At 53.8% G+C, this 16,169-nt stretch carries 14 protein-coding genes and 3 pseudogenes; 15 read left to right on the top strand and 2 right to left on the bottom strand.

Features of this window, described 5'->3' with window-relative positions; genetic code table 11:
• Positions 1-94: 94 nt before the first annotated feature.
• From OA238_RS16275 to OA238_RS16215, 12 genes and pseudogenes are all read left to right on the top strand, one after another.
• The gene (locus tag OA238_RS16275; protein WP_044037002.1) at positions 95-1,156 is read left to right on the top strand and encodes an ABC transporter ATP-binding protein; all 1,062 of its coding nucleotides are present in this window, start codon (positions 95-97) and stop codon (positions 1,154-1,156) included.
• Positions 1,153-2,463 (top strand): histidinol dehydrogenase, encoded by a 1,311-nt coding sequence (gene hisD, locus OA238_RS16270; protein WP_015496015.1) that lies wholly within the window; start codon positions 1,153-1,155, stop codon positions 2,461-2,463. The genes OA238_RS16275 and hisD overlap by 4 nt, the downstream gene beginning before the upstream one ends.
• Entirely contained in the window at positions 2,460-3,485 is a 1,026-nt protein-coding gene (locus OA238_RS16265) for an ester cyclase (RefSeq protein ID WP_015496014.1), read from the top strand. Before hisD ends, OA238_RS16265 begins: the two co-directional genes overlap by 4 nt.
• Entirely contained in the window at positions 3,482-4,246 is a 765-nt protein-coding gene (locus OA238_RS16260) for an SDR family NAD(P)-dependent oxidoreductase (RefSeq protein WP_015496013.1), read from the top strand. Before OA238_RS16265 ends, OA238_RS16260 begins: the two co-directional genes overlap by 4 nt.
• Entirely contained in the window at positions 4,246-5,265 is a 1,020-nt protein-coding gene (locus tag OA238_RS16255; RefSeq protein WP_015496012.1) for a LacI family DNA-binding transcriptional regulator, read from the top strand. The genes OA238_RS16260 and OA238_RS16255 overlap by 1 nt, the downstream gene beginning before the upstream one ends.
• Positions 5,262-6,251 (top strand): nuclear transport factor 2 family protein, encoded by a 990-nt coding sequence (locus OA238_RS16250; RefSeq protein ID WP_015496011.1) that lies wholly within the window; start codon positions 5,262-5,264, stop codon positions 6,249-6,251. Before OA238_RS16255 ends, OA238_RS16250 begins: the two co-directional genes overlap by 4 nt.
• Positions 6,248-7,225 carry a cupin domain-containing protein gene (locus OA238_RS16245; RefSeq protein ID WP_015496010.1) on the top strand — a complete coding sequence of 326 codons (978 nt, stop codon included), beginning with the start codon at positions 6,248-6,250 and terminating at the stop codon, positions 7,223-7,225. Before OA238_RS16250 ends, OA238_RS16245 begins: the two co-directional genes overlap by 4 nt.
• Positions 7,226-7,228: 3 nt before the next feature.
• Positions 7,229-8,350: a cobalamin-independent methionine synthase II family protein gene (locus OA238_RS16240; protein WP_015496009.1), complete on the top strand. Its 1,122-nt coding sequence runs from the start codon at positions 7,229-7,231 to the stop codon at positions 8,348-8,350.
• Positions 8,347-9,042 (top strand): alpha/beta fold hydrolase, encoded by a 696-nt coding sequence (locus OA238_RS16235; RefSeq protein ID WP_015496008.1) that lies wholly within the window; start codon positions 8,347-8,349, stop codon positions 9,040-9,042. The genes OA238_RS16240 and OA238_RS16235 overlap by 4 nt, the downstream gene beginning before the upstream one ends.
• Positions 9,039-9,749 carry an RraA family protein gene (locus tag OA238_RS16230; protein WP_015497740.1) on the top strand — a complete coding sequence of 237 codons (711 nt, stop codon included), beginning with the start codon at positions 9,039-9,041 and terminating at the stop codon, positions 9,747-9,749. Before OA238_RS16235 ends, OA238_RS16230 begins: the two co-directional genes overlap by 4 nt.
• A gap of 120 nt (positions 9,750-9,869) precedes the next feature.
• A pseudogene (locus tag OA238_RS16225) lies at positions 9,870-10,592 on the top strand (IS6 family transposase).
• A 271-nt stretch (positions 10,593-10,863) separates the two neighbouring features.
• Positions 10,864-11,573 (top strand): annotated as a pseudogene (locus tag OA238_RS16215) (IS6 family transposase).
• A gap of 133 nt (positions 11,574-11,706) precedes the next feature.
• Here the strand turns inward: OA238_RS16215 and OA238_RS16210 are convergent.
• Together OA238_RS16210 and OA238_RS16205 are read right to left on the bottom strand one after the other, a co-directional pair.
• Positions 11,707-12,597, bottom strand: coding sequence for a DMT family transporter (locus OA238_RS16210; protein WP_044036998.1), 891 nt, complete (start codon positions 12,595-12,597; stop codon positions 11,707-11,709).
• Positions 12,598-12,926: 329 nt separating this feature from the next.
• Complete coding sequence (locus tag OA238_RS16205) at positions 12,927-13,334, bottom strand: fasciclin domain-containing protein (RefSeq protein WP_015496004.1); 408 nt, start codon at positions 13,332-13,334, stop codon at positions 12,927-12,929.
• A 307-nt stretch (positions 13,335-13,641) separates the two neighbouring features.
• Here OA238_RS16205 and OA238_RS30390 point away from each other — a divergent pair.
• From OA238_RS30390 to OA238_RS16190, 3 genes and pseudogenes are all read left to right on the top strand, one after another.
• Positions 13,642-14,125: pseudogene (locus tag OA238_RS30390) on the top strand (IS6 family transposase); the annotation flags it as partial.
• Positions 14,126-14,293: 168 nt separating this feature from the next.
• A complete protein-coding gene (locus tag OA238_RS16195) occupies positions 14,294-14,779 on the top strand; it encodes a flavodoxin family protein (RefSeq protein ID WP_187293060.1) in 486 nt (161 codons plus the stop codon).
• Positions 14,780-14,836: 57 nt separating this feature from the next.
• Positions 14,837-15,934 (top strand): DUF429 domain-containing protein, encoded by a 1,098-nt coding sequence (locus OA238_RS16190; RefSeq protein WP_015496001.1) that lies wholly within the window; start codon positions 14,837-14,839, stop codon positions 15,932-15,934.
• The last annotated feature ends 235 nt before the right edge of the window (positions 15,935-16,169 follow it).

Genomic DNA, 16,169 nt, shown 5'->3' with positions numbered 1-16,169 from the left:
ATTCCATAAATTAACATTCGGTATATAAAAAAGAGTTGTAAGGCGCGTCAAATGCTGCGCTGAATGAATGCACAGGTATGCAAGAAATTGTGCTATGGCGGAAGTTGAGCTCCTTAATATATCGAAAAAATGGGGTGAATTTGTCGGTGTTGCCGATTTTAATTTGACCATCGCAGACCGCGAGTTTCTGGTGCTGCTTGGTCCGTCTGGCTGTGGCAAGACGACGACCATGCGTATGATCGCAGGGCTTGAGGAGGCATCGGGGGGTGACATTCTGATCGATGGCAAGCGCGTCAACGACCTTGACCCAAAGGACCGTGATGTGGCGATGGTTTTCCAAAGCTATGCACTTTACCCGAACATGAATGTTTATGAAAATATTCGCTTCCCACTCAAGGTGCGCCGCATTCCCAAAGAGGAACATGACGCCCGTGTGCGCCGCGCCAGCGCGATGGTTGAACTAGATGAATTCCTAAACCGCCGCCCCGCCGAACTTTCGGGCGGGCAGCGCCAGCGTGTCGCTTTGGCCCGCGCGATTGTGCGCGAGCCCAATGTGTTTTTGATGGACGAACCACTGTCCAATCTGGATGCAAAGCTGCGTGTTTCGACTCGTGCACAGATCAAAAATCTGAGCCACGAATTGAAGGTCACAACCATCTATGTGACCCATGATCAAATCGAGGCGATGACCCTGGCCGACCGAGTTGTCGTGATGAACAAAGGCGTGGTCCAGCAGGTCGGCACGCCCACCGAAATCTATGACCGTCCCACCAATGCCTTTGTCGCGAGCTTCATCGGCAGCCCTGCGATGAACCTCATTGAAGGAACGTTGCAAGGCGGTACGTTCACTGCACCCAATGTCGAAATCAGCGGACTTACTGGACCTGACGGCCCTGCAACCCTTGGCTTTCGGGCCGAAGATGCACGGGCTGAGACGGCGGGGCAAGTGCAGGCGCCCATCTATTCGTTGGAGCTATTGGGCGATGCCACGATGGTCACGGTCAAATCTGGTGGAGCATTGGTATCGGTCAAGGCACACAAGGATTTTCGCGCCGAGATCGGCGCCGATTTTGCCGCATCCGTGCCCAGCGATATGTGCCATCTTTTCCACAGCACAACTGGCGAGCGTCTTAATCTCCGAGGTGGACTGACATGACAATCACCCATCTGAAATTAGGAAAACCCGAAGCCGAGCGTGCAGAGGACGACGCGAATGTCCGTAAGGTCGTTGAAACGACGCTGCGCGACATTGAAACGCGCGGCGATGCGGCGATCCGTGAACTATCGGCTAAGTTTGACAACTACGAGCCCGCCAATTTCCGTCTGACCCCCTCCGAGATTGAAGCTGCTATGCAAAAGGTCAGCGCAAGGGACATGGAGGACATCAGGTTCGCCCAGACCCAGATCAGAACCTTCGCAGAGGCCCAACGCGCCAGTATGACGGACATCGAAGTCGAAACCCTGCCCGGTGTGATTTTGGGGCATAAAAACATCCCTGTGCAATCGGTTGGATGCTATGTTCCGGGAGGAAAATTTCCCATGGTGGCCTCTGCGCATATGTCCGTATTGACCGCGACGGTGGCGGGCGTGCCGCGCATCGTTGCTTCTGCCCCGCCGATGAATGGCGCACCCCATCCTGCGATTGTCGCGGCCATGCAATTGGGTGGCGCCCACGAGATTTACGTGCTTGGCGGCATGCAAGCCGTGGGTGCGATGGCCATTGGGACCGAGACGATTGATCCCGTGCATATGCTTGTGGGTCCGGGAAATGCGTTCGTGGCCGAGGCCAAGCGCCAGCTTTATGGCCGTGTGGGGATTGACCTTTTTGCTGGACCAACAGAAACGATGGTGATCGCGGATGATACCGTCGATGCGGAACTTTGCGCGACTGATCTGCTTGGGCAAGCCGAGCATGGGTACAATTCTCCCGCCTGTCTGATCACGACCAGCCGCAAACTGGCCCAAGACACACTGGCTGAGATTGACCGCCTGCTGCAAATCCTGCCAACCCGCGAGACAGCTTCTGTCAGCTGGCAGGACTATGGTGAGGTGATACTCTGCGATACACACGATGAAATGCTGCAAGTCGCCAATGATATGGCTTACGAACACGTGCAAATCATGACCGACCGCGACGATTGGTTCTTGGACAACATGCACAGCTATGGTGCCTTGTTCCTCGGGCCTCGCACCAATGTCGCGAATGGCGACAAGGTAATTGGTACGAACCACACGTTGCCCACCAAAAAAGCGGGGCGGTATACCGGTGGCTTGTGGGTGGGCAAGTTCCTGAAAACTCACAGTTACCAGCGCATCACTAGCGACGAGGCAGCGACGACTATCGGCGAATACGGTTCGCGTCTTTGTATGCTTGAAGGGTTTGTTGGCCACGCTGAGCAATGTAATGTCCGCGTGCGACGTTATGGCGGAAAAAACATAGCCTATGGGGCATCTGCAGAATGACCATTCACGCCGCATTGATGCCACTGCAAAAGGCGCTGGCAACCGCAACAGCAGGCAGCGTGCGTGCCGCGTTGAACGTCATAGCACCAGATGCTGTCATCCACATGTGTGCGCCGATTGGAGATACCGCGGGTGTAGATGTGTTTGACCGGATCTATGCCCCTCTATTGGATGCGATCCCCGACCTAGAACGGCGCGATATGATCACGCTGACCAACACCACGCCCGAGGGTGAGGTTTGGGTCGGCTGTATGGGCAACTATATGGGCACGATGCTGCGCCAATGGTTGGATATTCCGCCCACAGGCCATCTGGTGCATATGCGCTATCACGAATTTTTCCAGATCGAGGACGGGCGCGTCACCCAAGCACAGATCATATGGGATATTCCAGAACTGATGATGCAGGCGAACGCATGGCCGCTTGCCCCCCAGCTTGGCAAGTTCCTCGCGACCCCTGCGCCCATGACCCAAGACGGTTTGGTCGCGGATGGGGATGGCACTGCGACAATGGCCCATGTGATTGCAATGCTGACTGACCTTTGCAAATACCCTGCAAATCCCAATCCTGTAGTGATGAATTTGGAAAAATTTTGGCACCCGCGCAGCAACTGGTACGGGCCTGCGGGCATCGGCACCGGGCGCGGGATCGCAGGGTTCCGCAATTGGCACCAGATCCCGTTCCTTAAGGCGATGCCTGACCGCAAACTGGACGCCATGGGTGATCTGATGTCGCATTGGTTTGCCCAAGGCGACTATGTTTGTGAAACCGGCTGGCCCAATATGCGTTTGACTGTCAGCGAAGGAGATTGGATGGGGCTGGCCCCCGCAGGACGCGAAATCCTGATGCGATCGCTTGATTTCTGGCGCACAGAGGACGGGCTGATCCGCGAAAACTGGGTGTTGATTGATTTGATTGATATCTATGCACAACTGGGTGTGGATGTGCTTGGCCGTATGCGAGAATTCAACAAGGCTCGCAATCTGGGACCGATCACATTACCTGAAAGCCAGTTCCAATGACTTTACCGCAAACTCCGTCGTTTCGCCTCGATGACAAACGCGCCTTGGTCACAGGGGCGAGTTCAGGTATCGGATTGGCCGGCGCCGTTGCCTTGGGGCAAGCAGGCGCGGATGTGGTGTTGGTGGCCCGCGGCCTAGAAGCGTTACAAGCCGTGACCACCGAAATGACAGCAGCTGGTTTATCTGCGCAGGCCTTACAGCTTGATATCACCGATATTGACGCTACCAAGGCAGCGCTCGACGACCAAGGCCCGTTTGATATTTTGGTAAACTCTGCAGGTTTGGCCCGTCACAGTCCCGCCATGCAAACCACGCCTGAAGATTATGACACCGTGATGGACGTAAATGTGCGAGCTGCCTATTTCTTGACGCGCAATGTTGCAGCAGGGCTAATTGCGGCGGGTAAATCCGGCAGCTTGATTAATATCTCGTCCCAAATGGGCCATGTCGGTGGCGTAGATCGCGCAGTGTATTGCGCCACAAAACATGCGATCGAAGGCATGACAAAATCGATGGCAATTGAATGGGGCGCGCACGGCATTCGTGTGAACACACTTTGTCCAACCTTCATCCGTACCCCTTTGGCCGCACAAACCCTCGCCATTCCAGAACGCCGCGCATGGATCGAAAAGATGATCAAACTGGGCCGCGTTGGCGAGGTTGAGGATTTGATGGGACCAGTTGTATTTCTGGCATCCGACGCATCGGCGTTGATGACGGGAAGCAGCCTGTTGATCGATGGAGGTTGGACGGCAGACTGATGCACAAAAACAAGGTTACATCATTGCACGTGGCGCAGCGCGCGGGCGTCAGTCAATCTGCGGTCAGCCGTGTGTTTTCGGGGGCCTCTGCCTCTGCGTTGACTGTCAGCAAGGTGCGCAAAGCGGCGGAGCATTTAGGCTATCGCCCTAACCCCCTCGCACGGGCAATGATTACGGGCAAAAGTAAGATTATCGGTCTTGTTGTCGCCTATCTCGACAATCAGTTCTACCCACTCGCGCTGGAACGTTTGTCCAATGCGTTGAAAACCCAAGGCTATCACGTGCTGATCTTTATGGCCCCGAACGACGAAGAGGCGGTTGAGCAGGTCGTGCATGATTTAATGGACTATCAGGTCGCAGGGATCATCACGGCCAGCGTCGGAATGACCAACGATCTGACCCGCCGCTGTGCGGATGCTGGCATCCCCATCGTGATGTTCAATCGTGGGCAAGATGGAGGCGGCATATCCTCTATTACCTCGGCTAATGTGGCGGGTGGTGCGCAGATAGCGACGTTTCTTGTTGCTGGTGGCCACAAACGGATCGCCCACATCGCAGGCTGGAACGGGTCGTCCACAGGACGCGACCGTAGACGTGGATTCATAGAAGGGCTGGTGGCTTATGACATGTCCCCAACCGCCATTATCGACGGCCATTTTGACCAAGCCATCGCCGCCCAAGCCACCCGCGATTTGATGGCCCGCGCTGATGCGCCGGACGCGATATTTGTGGGCAACGATCATATGGCCTTTGCCGTGATGGACACGCTGCGCACGGAACTGGGCTTGTCGATCCCCAAAGACGTGTCGGTTGTCGGCTATGATGATGTGCCACTGGCCGCATGGGCCGCCTATGATTTGACAACCCTTCGGCAACCCTTGAATCGTATGATCGAGGCGACAGTAGACACGTTGTTAGGGCAAATCGGAGATGCCTCGCGCCCCTCGCAGAAAATCGAAATTGAAGGGCCCTTGATCCTGCGCGGATCGGCCCACATTCCAAAAGGATGGACGCAGTGAAAGGTTTTTCGAACCGGTTTGAAGATTTTCCCGACTATATTTTGGGGATCACAAAAGAGATCTGGGAAGAGCGTGGGATCGCGACCCTGCATCATTATTACACCCCCGATCTTGTTGTCCGTTCGCCGTCGTCTGTCGTGGTCGGCAACGAAAATGTCATTGGGGCCACGATGGCAACGCTGGCAGAATTCCCCGACCGCACGCTCTTGGGCGAGGATGTGATCTGGTCTGGGACGCCCGAGGAGGGGATGCTGTCTTCGCACCGCATTTATTCGACAGCCACACATCTGGGCGACGGGGTGTATGGCAAGGCGACAGGGAAAAAGCTGGGCTACCGCATCATCGCTGATTGTCACGCAATCAATGATCAAATCAACGACGAATGGTTGATCCGTGACCAAGGGGCGATTGTGCGCCAGATGGGTTGGGATCCTATGGATTACGCCCGGGATCTGATCGCAAACGAGGGTGGACCTGATGCGGCGGTCAAGCCGTTCACCCCTGCTATCGATATCGCGGGCCCCTACAACGGACGCGGCAATGACAATGAATGGGGCGCGCGTTATGCCGATCTGCTGACCCAGATCATGGGGGCAGATATGGCCGCGATCTCCGCTAACTATGATCGTGCGTGCCAGTTGGAATTGCCGGGTGGTGTCACGGGCCACGGCTGGGATGATGCAGAACGGTTCTGGATGGGGTTGCGAGCGGCGTTTCCCGATGCCGGATTCACGCTGCATCATGTGATTGGCCGCGATGATCCGACACTGCCACCGCGTGCCGCTGTGCGCTGGAGCCTGCAAGGTAAACATTCCGGCTGGGGCGGTTTCGGCAAACCTACCGGTGCCGAGGTCCATATCATGGGGGTTTCACACGCGGAATTTGGCGCGATCTCCGGAACGCAGGCAAAACTACGCCGTGAATTCGTGATCTTTGATGAAACCGCGATCTGGAAACAGATCCTCTTGCACACTGGTGCACTATGACCCTAAACGAAATGAACGACCGCATCGTCCGCTATGGCGAGCTGATACCTTGCAAAACTGCCTTTATCGATGCGCATACGCCGGGGTCTGATCGAAAAGAAAACTTTACTATTATTGGTGGTGGCGTGTCGGAAAGCACCGATCAGCATGTGCATATCAGCATTCCGCATGGGTTCAACATCGGGGCTGCGGGCCAGCCGCCTAAATGCCGCAATTCCTTGCATTCGCACCGCACCGCGGAAGTGTTCTTTGTTCTTTCGGGCCGCTGGCGGTTTTTCTGGGGACGTTATGGCACCGCAGGCGAGGTTGTGTTGGAAGAAGGCGACATCATCAATATCCCCACAGGCATCTTTCGCGGGTTTGAAAATATCGGCACCGACTACGGCATGATCATGGCCGTGCTGGGCGGCGATGATGCAGGTGGTGGTGTCATCTGGGCACCTGAAGTGATCCAGGATGCGGCCGACCATGGTCTTGTTCTGGGCGCAAACGGCAAGCTTTATGATATCAAAAAGGGACAAGCCTTGCCCGATGGCATAACGCCCATGCCTGTGTTGACGGAGGCAGAACTGAAAGCCTATCCCGAACCCACAACCGGTGATGTCGTACCGCGTCATGTGGCGCGATACTGGGATATGGTCGCCTTGGGTGACCGTAAACCTGCGCTGGTGATTGGTGAAAAGGCGATGCTGCCCGACAAACCCGGGTTTGAGGTGCATCTGGTCACACGCGGATCTGCCACGGCGGACATGCACAAACACGACATCCCCAGCGTTCTGATGCCCATGCATGGCCATTGGACCGTGACGTGGGAAACCGAAGGCACGGCCCATAACGTCGTCTTGAACCCCGGTGACACGATGTCAGTTCCGGAAGGCGTGATGCATAGCGTCCTGCCATCAATGACGGGCGAGGCCTCGTTGTTCCATATCGTCGCCACTTCCGACGGAGCCGGCACCACTTGGAAAGGATAGACCATGACAATTCTTACAACCCACGTTGGATCATTGCCCCGCGTCCAAGAGGTGGTTGATTTCATCTTTGCCCGCGAGAACGAAACGCCTTATGACGCAGATGCATTCGACGCTGCCATGACCAAGGCCGTGTCCGACACAGTCGCCAAACAGATCGCGGCGGGCGTCGGGATCGTGTCAGACGGTGAAACCTCCAAGATCAGCTATGCAACATATGTCAAAGACCGCTACACAGGGTTTGGCGGCGACAGCCCGCGCAATGCGCCCGCGGACCTGAAGCAATTTCCAGGTTTCCTGAAACGGCTGGCCGATGAGGGCGGCACACCGCAATATGCGCGTCCCATGTGTGTCGGAGAGGTGACATCAAAAGGCCAAGGCGAGTTGGAAAAAGACATCGCAAACCTTAAGGCGGCGATGGCCGAACACGGCGCGGAGCGCGGATTCATGAACGCGGCTTCCCCTGGTGTGATCAGTCTGTTTTTGCAAAACGATTTCTACAAAACTCGGGAGGCTTATCTGGCTGCTTTGGCCGATGCGATGAAGACGGAATATGAAACTATCGTAGCCTCGGGTCTGGACTTGCAGCTTGATTGCCCCGATCTGGCCCTGTCGCGGCACATGCTGTTTAATGATCTGAGCGATGCGGAATTTGTGAAAATTGCAAATATGCATGTCGAGGCGCTCAATCATGCGCTGGCTGACATTCCGCAAGACAAGGTGCGCATCCACATTTGCTGGGGGAATTACGAAGGCCCGCACGTCTGTGACGTGCCCATGGCCACGATGTTCGACACGCTTATGTCCGCCAAAGCGCGCTATCTTTTGTTCGAGACATCTAATCCGCGTCATGGCCATGAATGGACTGTTTTCCGCGATCGCAAAAACGACATCCCCGAGGATAAGATTCTGGTGCCGGGTGTTGTGGATACGACTACAAATTTTGTCGAACATCCCGAACTGGTGGCCCAGCGGATCGACCGCTTTACGCCGCTGGTTGGCCATGACCGCGTGATTGCAGGCAGCGATTGTGGCTTTGGCACCTTTGCAGGATTCGGCGCAGTCGACCCCGACATCGCCTTTGCCAAGCTCAAGGCATTGTCGGACGGCGCAGCACTGGCGTCATGACGCTGCCTCTGGTTTTATTGCCGGGTATGATGTGCGACGCACGGTTGTTTGGACCCCAAATAGCGGCTTTGTCTCAGCGTGGTCAGGTTACCGTCAGCGAGATTTCGGGCCATGATTCGATCGTGGGACTAGCAGCAGATGTACTGGCAGATGCTCCACCGGAGTTTGCGCTGGCGGGACTGTCGATGGGCGGTATCATCGCGATGGAGATCATGCGCCAATCTCCGAGCCGCGTGGTAAAGCTAGCCTTGATGGACACCAATCCGCTGGCTGAGTTGGATGCTGTTAAAGCCCGCCGTGCCCCGCAAATCGCCAAGGCACAGACAGGACAACTTGCCCATGTAATACGTGACGAAATGAAGCCAAATTACTTGACTGATGGTCCCCATCGCGCCGCGATCCTAGATTTATGTATGGATATGGCACTGGCTCTTGGGGCAGATGCATTTATACGCCAGTCCGTGGCATTGCGTGACCGCCCTGATCAATCGGACACATTGCGCAGCGTGACAGTGCGCACGCTGATCCTATGCGGCCGGCATGATGCATTATGCCCTGTGGCGCGGCATGAATTGATGCAGGAGCTAATCTCGGATGCTTCGTTAGAGATTATCGAAGATGCGGGGCACCTGCCGACTCTCGAGCAGCCCAGAAAGACAACAGCGGCACTGATCCGTTGGATGGAGGAATGATGGATATGATTGTGGACGATACATTGCTGGCGCTGCTACGCTCCGTCGATACACCGACCGTATGCAACGCGATTGAGGTGGCCCAAGGCAAGCGCGGGTTTGACGCCTTTACCCGTGGCACGATGTTGTGTTCTGATCCAAATGGCGGCGCGATGGTGGGCTACGCCGTGACTGCCAAAATTGCGGCTGTCGCACCACCGACAGAGGCACCAGATGTGATCTGTGCGCGGCGTATGGCATATTACAAGGCTATGTCGGAAGGGCCCAAACCATCGGTCGCCGTGGTCGAAGATATCGACTATCCCCACGCAATCGGCGCCTATTGGGGCGAGGTGAATACCACCATCCACAAAGGGTTCGGCATGTCAGGCGCGCTGACCAATGGTGTGATGCGCGATTTGGGCGATATGGCAGAGGGTTTTCCCGTGGTGGCAGGGTCAATTGGTCCCAGCCACGGGTTTGTGCATGTTAAAGAGATCGGCTCGCCAGTGACGATCTTTGGCATGACTGTGGGGCAAGGTGATCTGATCCATGCCGACCGTCACGGTGCAGTTGTAATCCCGCCCGATGTTTTGGGCAACTTGGCCACTTCAATCCAAAAGATGCAAGAGACCGAGAACCTAATCCTTGAGCCAGCGCGACAGCTCGGTTTCGATTTCGCGACATTCGAGCGTGCATGGAGCGCGTTTGAAAAATCACGGACCTGATCTGATCAACGGACCAAGGCAGCCAATATACAGGCGCTGGCTGGATCACCACTTTGACCAAGGCTGACAGGTTCTGTCGCAAACTTTTGGGATCTTTCGTTTGTTGGCTGATTTTGCGACATGGTTCTCAAACAAGCGAGCAACAGGGTGTATCGGATTTCGGTTGATTTCAAGGTAGCCCATTATCCTAAAAGCGTAATCCTGTACGCGGTTTATTTCTATGTGCGATATGGAGTTTCCTATCGCGACCTAGAAGAAATCATGGAGGAGCGTGGGGCTGAAGTTGACCATGCAACCTTGAACCGTTGGGTGGTTAAGTTTGGGCCGCTGATGTCGGCACAAGCGCAGTCCCGCAAGAAGCCTACCGCCAAATCTTGGCGCATGGACGAAACCTACATCAAGGTTAAAGGCAAATGGACCTACTATTACCGGGCGGTCGACAACACAGGAAAAACGCTTGATTTCATGCTGTCTGAGCGTCGCGACAAGGCTGCGGCCCGTCGGTTTTTCAAGCGCGCGATTGGCACGAATGGCGTGCCTGACCGTGTCGTCATCGACAAAAGCGGCGCCAATCTGGCGGGTCTGCAAAGCATCAATGTGATCCTGAAGTTCAAGGGCTCAGGCAACACCATCAAGATCCTGCAGGTCAAATACCTCAACAACATCATTGAACAGGACCATCGCTTCGTAAAGCGGATCACGGGCCCGATGCTTGGCTTCTAGGCCTTCCATTCTGCCAAGGCGACATTGGCTGGGATCGAGACCGCGCACATGATCCGAAAGGGGCAGCTCCATGCCAACGGCCTCACCGCGTTTCAGCAATTTGCGGCGCTCGCAGCGTAATTGTGTCCAGCCGATCCCCGAACTCAAACTTCAACAAAATTTGCGACAGAACCCTGCTGAGGACCTTCATGGCCACGTCGTTCAAAGAGAACATGACCATCGCCACGCTCGCAAATAGCGGACCGGCAGTCGTTGCTGACACCCTGAACATCTATGTGGCTCCTTACGTGTAATGACTTGGTGCAAGCTGGTGGTAAGGTCCAGCAGTTTGAATGACACTGTCAGAAGAAAACTTGCTGGAGCGGGCAGGGCGGGCACTTAGCTTCTGTGGATGACTAAACTTTCCCTCTTTCGTTACTTCAAGACGAGCCCCGAGATCATCTGCTTAGCCGTCATGATGTACGTTCGTTTCCCGCTTTCGCTTCGGAACGTGGAGGATCTTTTGCAGGAACGCAGCATCGACATCAGCCATGAGACGGTTCGGTTTTAGTGAAATATATTTTTGGCCCGTTGTTTGCTGCTGAGATCCGCAAGAAAAGGGTCAGCCAGATGCGCGCATATTCAAGTTGGCAGTGGCACTTGGATGAGGTGTTCGTGAAGATCAACGGCGAGACGCGCTACCTTTGGCGGGCTGTGGATCACGAAGGGTAAGTCCTGGAAAGCTTCGTCACAAAGCGCGGTGATCGCAAGGCAGCCTTTAAGTTCCTAAGGAAAACCATGAAACGCAATGGTCGCGCACATGTCTTCGTCACCGACAAGCTCCGTTCCTACGGCGCGGCGATGAAGGTGATAGGCAATGTCGACAAACAGGAAGCCGGCCGCCGGCTTAATAATTGAGCCGAGAATTCACACCAGCCATTTCGAAGGCGGGAGCGGGCGATGCTGCGCTTTAGACGGATGCGAACTTTACAGAAATTCGTCGCTGTCCACGCTTCAGTCCATAACCATTTCAACGCGGAGCGCCATCTCTACAGCCGGTCAAACTTCAAGCTGAACCGCGCCGCTGCTCTGACCGAGTGGCGCGGTCTTGGCGTATCCTAACGGATTGAGGTTGATGGAGAACTGAGACTGGTTCTTATTTGTCTGACAGCACCAACACATGGCCTCATACACTTTAATCTGCAGGCTCGCTTTCAAATCTGCGATTTGGACTTCGACAAAATGGAAGAATTATTCAGACATGCGAACGCCTGATTTCCATTTTTGTTGGCCAGACTTCGAGAAGGCCACACAGGATAACCAAGAATCCGCCGATCATTTCGCTAAATGACAAGTTTTCACCAGCGAAAAGTGCAGCAGTCAAAGCACCAAAAATCACCTCGGTCATCAAGAGAATTCCTACCCTGGCAGGGTCTAGGCGAACGGCAGCCCACATCAGCGTGGCAATTGAGGCACCCCACCAAATGCCACCTGTGAGGAGGACATTAACCGTCAAGATGGTAAGGTCAGAAACTGCGATTGTGGGAGCAGGCTCAAGGAAGGGCGCAAGAATGAAAGAGGTTATGGTTGCGCCAATGGCAAACACGAACGCCGCGGGTCCCGGTGGGACTCTGGACTTTAGGCGCATGCCTGCCATGGCTATCGCCCATATAAAGCCGCCAAAAAAGGCCAACCATTCCCCAAGATTGACGGGAATTGGAATTTTACCATCACTACCTAGCATGATGAAAAGTCCAGCGAGGCCTACAAAGATCGCGATTAGTCGCAGTTTTGGAACGTACCAGCGCAACAGATACTTCGCGATCAACACGCTCCAGACAGGGCTAAAGAACCAAAGTAAGACGACAAGTGCGACCTTGCCGTAAAGAAAACCAATAGAGTAAAAGGCAAATGCCGCACCCCCAAGTGCGATTGATGCAATTCCAGCGAAATTTGCATCTCGAATAGACTTCTTGTTTGCAAGCATGAACGGAAATAAGAAAATCGCCCCGGCCAGAGTAATCGCCCCGGTTCCCCAAGCTCCATCCAGCCCGAGTTCGGCAATGGCGCGCACCGGGAGCCAATAGATACCCCAAAAAATGCCCGTAACGAGAACAAGTACAGAGGCCAAGACTGTTGTGCTCATGTCTTCCCTGCTCCTGTTCGAACGACCAGCTGCTATTCTGCATGCACTGGTTTCACGCATGTGAGATAACCTATGGGTCCTGCTCAAGGCTCGATCTGAGCAGCTAGATTAGTCTTGGTGAAATTGCGACATGACTGCTATAATTTTCACCCGCCATTAGCTTGCATTCTCGTAAGTTCCTCGTTTTCAGAGGCACTGTCAGAAAAAAATCGTTTGAGGTGGGCAGGGTGAGAAATTAGCGTCGCGGGATGACAAAACATAGCCTTTTTCGCTACTTCAAGACGAGTCCCAAGAAGGGGCCACCCTTTGCAAGACAGCCCCTGTCGTACTTAGCCTTTTGGCATCAGAACGGCATCCACTACGTGGATGACACCATTGTCAGCCTCGATATCAGCGGTCGAAACTGTCGTGCCGTTGATCGTGACGCCACCTTCGGTTTTAATCGTAATGGTCTCACCGTTCACTGTGTCTGGCGTCATGCCATCTGATAAATCTGTCGACATCACCTTACCGGCAACCACATGATAAGTCAGGATCGACGCAAGTTTTGCCTTGTTTTCTGGCTTGAGTAAATCATCAATAGTTCCTGCGGGCAGTGCCTCAAACGCTGCGTCTGTTGGTGCGAAGACGGTAAATGGCCCTGCGCCCTTAAGCGTTTCGACAAGATCAGCAGCTTTTACAGCGGCCACAAGTGTAGTGAAGTTTCCAGCGGAAACTGCGGTATCAACGATGTCCATGGTTCATTCCTTAAGTTTTGTGGCGATGCACGAATGTGCCGTAACAAACAATTTGTTTCGTACCATAACTTCAAAGTAGCCTGTCACACGCCCATGCACAGTGAACGACGCCTGCGTCATTTTGACAAATCTGACAGCCCCATAAATAAAGTGATTAGAAGTGCTCACCAATCTTTGTGCACAGCCATGTTGTCATCCACTTGGCACGCTGCAAGGTCCTTGCCAAAGTTCCGTGACGTAGCGACTGAGCAGGCACTGTTAGAGCAAAGTCGGTTGAGGCGGGCAGGGCGCCACTTAGCTTCTGCGGATGACAAAACGTTCCCCCTTTCGCTACTTAAAGACGAGCCCCGAGATCATCCGTCTGGCCGTGATGATTTATGTCAGTTTCCCGTTGTCGCTTCGGAGCGTGGAGGTTCTGTTGCACGAAAGCGGCATCGACATCAGCTACGAAACCGTTCGGTTTTGGTGGAACAGATTTGGTCCAATACTTGCCGCTGAGATCCGCAGGAAAAGGGTTGATCGGATGCGGTCGAGGACACACTGCCAGTGGCATTTTGATGAGGTGTTCGTGAAGATCAATGGCGGGACGCACTATCTTTGGCGGGCTGTGGATCACGAAGGGGACGTCCTGCAAAGTTTCGTCACAAAGCGCCGTAATCGCGAGGCAGCATTGAGATTACTCAGAAAATACATGAAACGGCCATGGCCGCACTTATGTTTTCGTCACCGACAAGCTACGTTTCTATGGTGCGGCGATGAAGGTCATTGGCAATTCCAAAAAAACCAAAACGTCAGAAGCCTATGCAATTATCGGGTTTCAAAATATTGAACTTACTTGCCATCACTGAATCCGAACTCAACCTGGCAAATTCCACCCCACCGCGAGTACTTTATTATGCTAAAATTTTTTTATTGCAGTCAGTTGGCGAAAACTGGTCGATGCTCTAGAACATCATGTGATGGTGCAGCTTTTGATCGTTTATCACTCTAAGACAGGTGGCAGTAGGCAGATGGCCGAAGCGGCTTATTCAGCGGCATGCAAAGAAGTAGTGACTATTTTAAAGACTGCGGAAGAGGCCGGTCCTGACGATCTCTTGCTTGCAGACGGTTACATCTTTTGTGCGCCAGAGAACCTTGCCGCGATTGCAGGCATGATGAAGGATTTCTATGATCGGAGCTATTATCCGGTCCTTGGGCATATTGAGGGGCACCCGTACGCACAGATGATATGTGCGGGTTCGGATGGGCATAATGCAGCGCGTCAAACCGCTCGCATTGCTCAGGGTTGGCGGCTCAAGCAAGTGCAGCCACCATTGATCATTTGCACCTTTGCCCAAAAAACTGAGGAAATATTGGCCGAGAAGTCGATCCCCGAAGAACAGCTAATCCGATGTCGTGACCTTGGCGCGGCGATGGGTGCAGGGCTGAGTATGGGGGTGTTTTGACGCGGTTGTGGACTCAATTAACCCGGAATTTAATTGCGAAGATATTTAGGATCTTGCATGACAATTGAAACCCTTATCGGGTTTGACTCCGCATGGACGGACAAAAACCCTGGTGCAATTAGTATGATTACGCACAATCAAGGGAAGCTGGTGGATTTTATGCCTCCCCGTTTGGTTCGATTTGAAGAAGCTACCGAGATGGTCCAACGAGCGGCATCAGCTTCAGATTTCACGCTTATTGCATTGGATCAACCAACTCTAGTCCCCAGCTTTGAAGGTATGAGGCCGGTCGAACGCGTTGTGGGGAGTGTCGTAAATGCAATTGGAGGAGGAGTTCAGCCAGCAAACCGCAGCAGGGAGTCTATGTTTGGACAGGGTGCCCCCGTTTGGCAGTTCTTAGATCGTGTTGGTGCACGTGAGAATCCCACTGCTGCGAGAGAAGCCTCACATGGCCTTTTCTTGATTGAAGTATTCCCTGCCCTAGCCTTAGCGTCGATTATCCCAACCATTTGGCATCGAAGACGAGCAGCAAAGTACAACCCTGGACAACGCAAAACATTCGTCCATGCCGATTGGGGGCTTGTTACAGATGGTATTGCGAGTTTGGCACAGCAATGGGGAGTCCAGCCTATTATGACTGCTGCAAATGAGTTGGGTAAATTACAAAGTCCAACAAAATCAGACCAAGACAAACTCGATGCGTTGATATGTCTGATGATCGCTTGGACTTGGAGGTTCCGCCCAAGAGAGGATTCGATGTTAATCGGTGACAGCATCTCTGGCTACATAGTCACGCCTGTTAGCGGCGATACCAGACCTATCTTAGTGAAGTCAGCTCTGCGCAGAAGTGTTCCAGTGGATAGTCTTTGGGGTGATGACGGTCTTCGCACAATCAACCAATTAAGTACGAACTTGTTCAAAAGCTCCGTAGCCGCAGCTGCACGTCGACAGCCAGGTCCCTTTGCGCTGCAAAATGCTGACCAAGTTTCAACTCATAAGATATGCCCCGAGTGTGGCAAAGTATTCACGGGCAAGGGTTGGGGCGGAATAGATGCGCATTGGAGAGTACACCACGATGACATCATGCCCTACAACTTGGCATGGCCAATCATCAAAAAGGGTGGAAGGCCGTCGATGCAAAAAAATCGTACGTGAGGCGGTGGATAACTGATAACGAGGGACGGACTCAAAGGTACCTCTGGCCATGAGGTCAGCCGCGAACTAATCAGGCAGCCTCAACGCTCGATTTTTTCGGAACCAGCCCGCGCGACCTGCGACGCAGGTGCACCCCAACCCCTTAGATCTGTCACGAGTTATACCAGCAGCCGTTGCATTGTCTCTTATCTCTGAAAATGCTGGCCTATGGCTTGACGAAGTACAAACTCGCAAT

It is taken from the genome of Octadecabacter arcticus 238, assembly GCF_000155735.2.
GTDB classification, from domain to species: Bacteria; Pseudomonadota; Alphaproteobacteria; order Rhodobacterales; family Rhodobacteraceae; genus Octadecabacter; species Octadecabacter arcticus.
The sequence above is the reverse complement of the archived record's forward strand: the minus strand, read 5'-3'. Positions and strand labels throughout refer to the sequence as shown.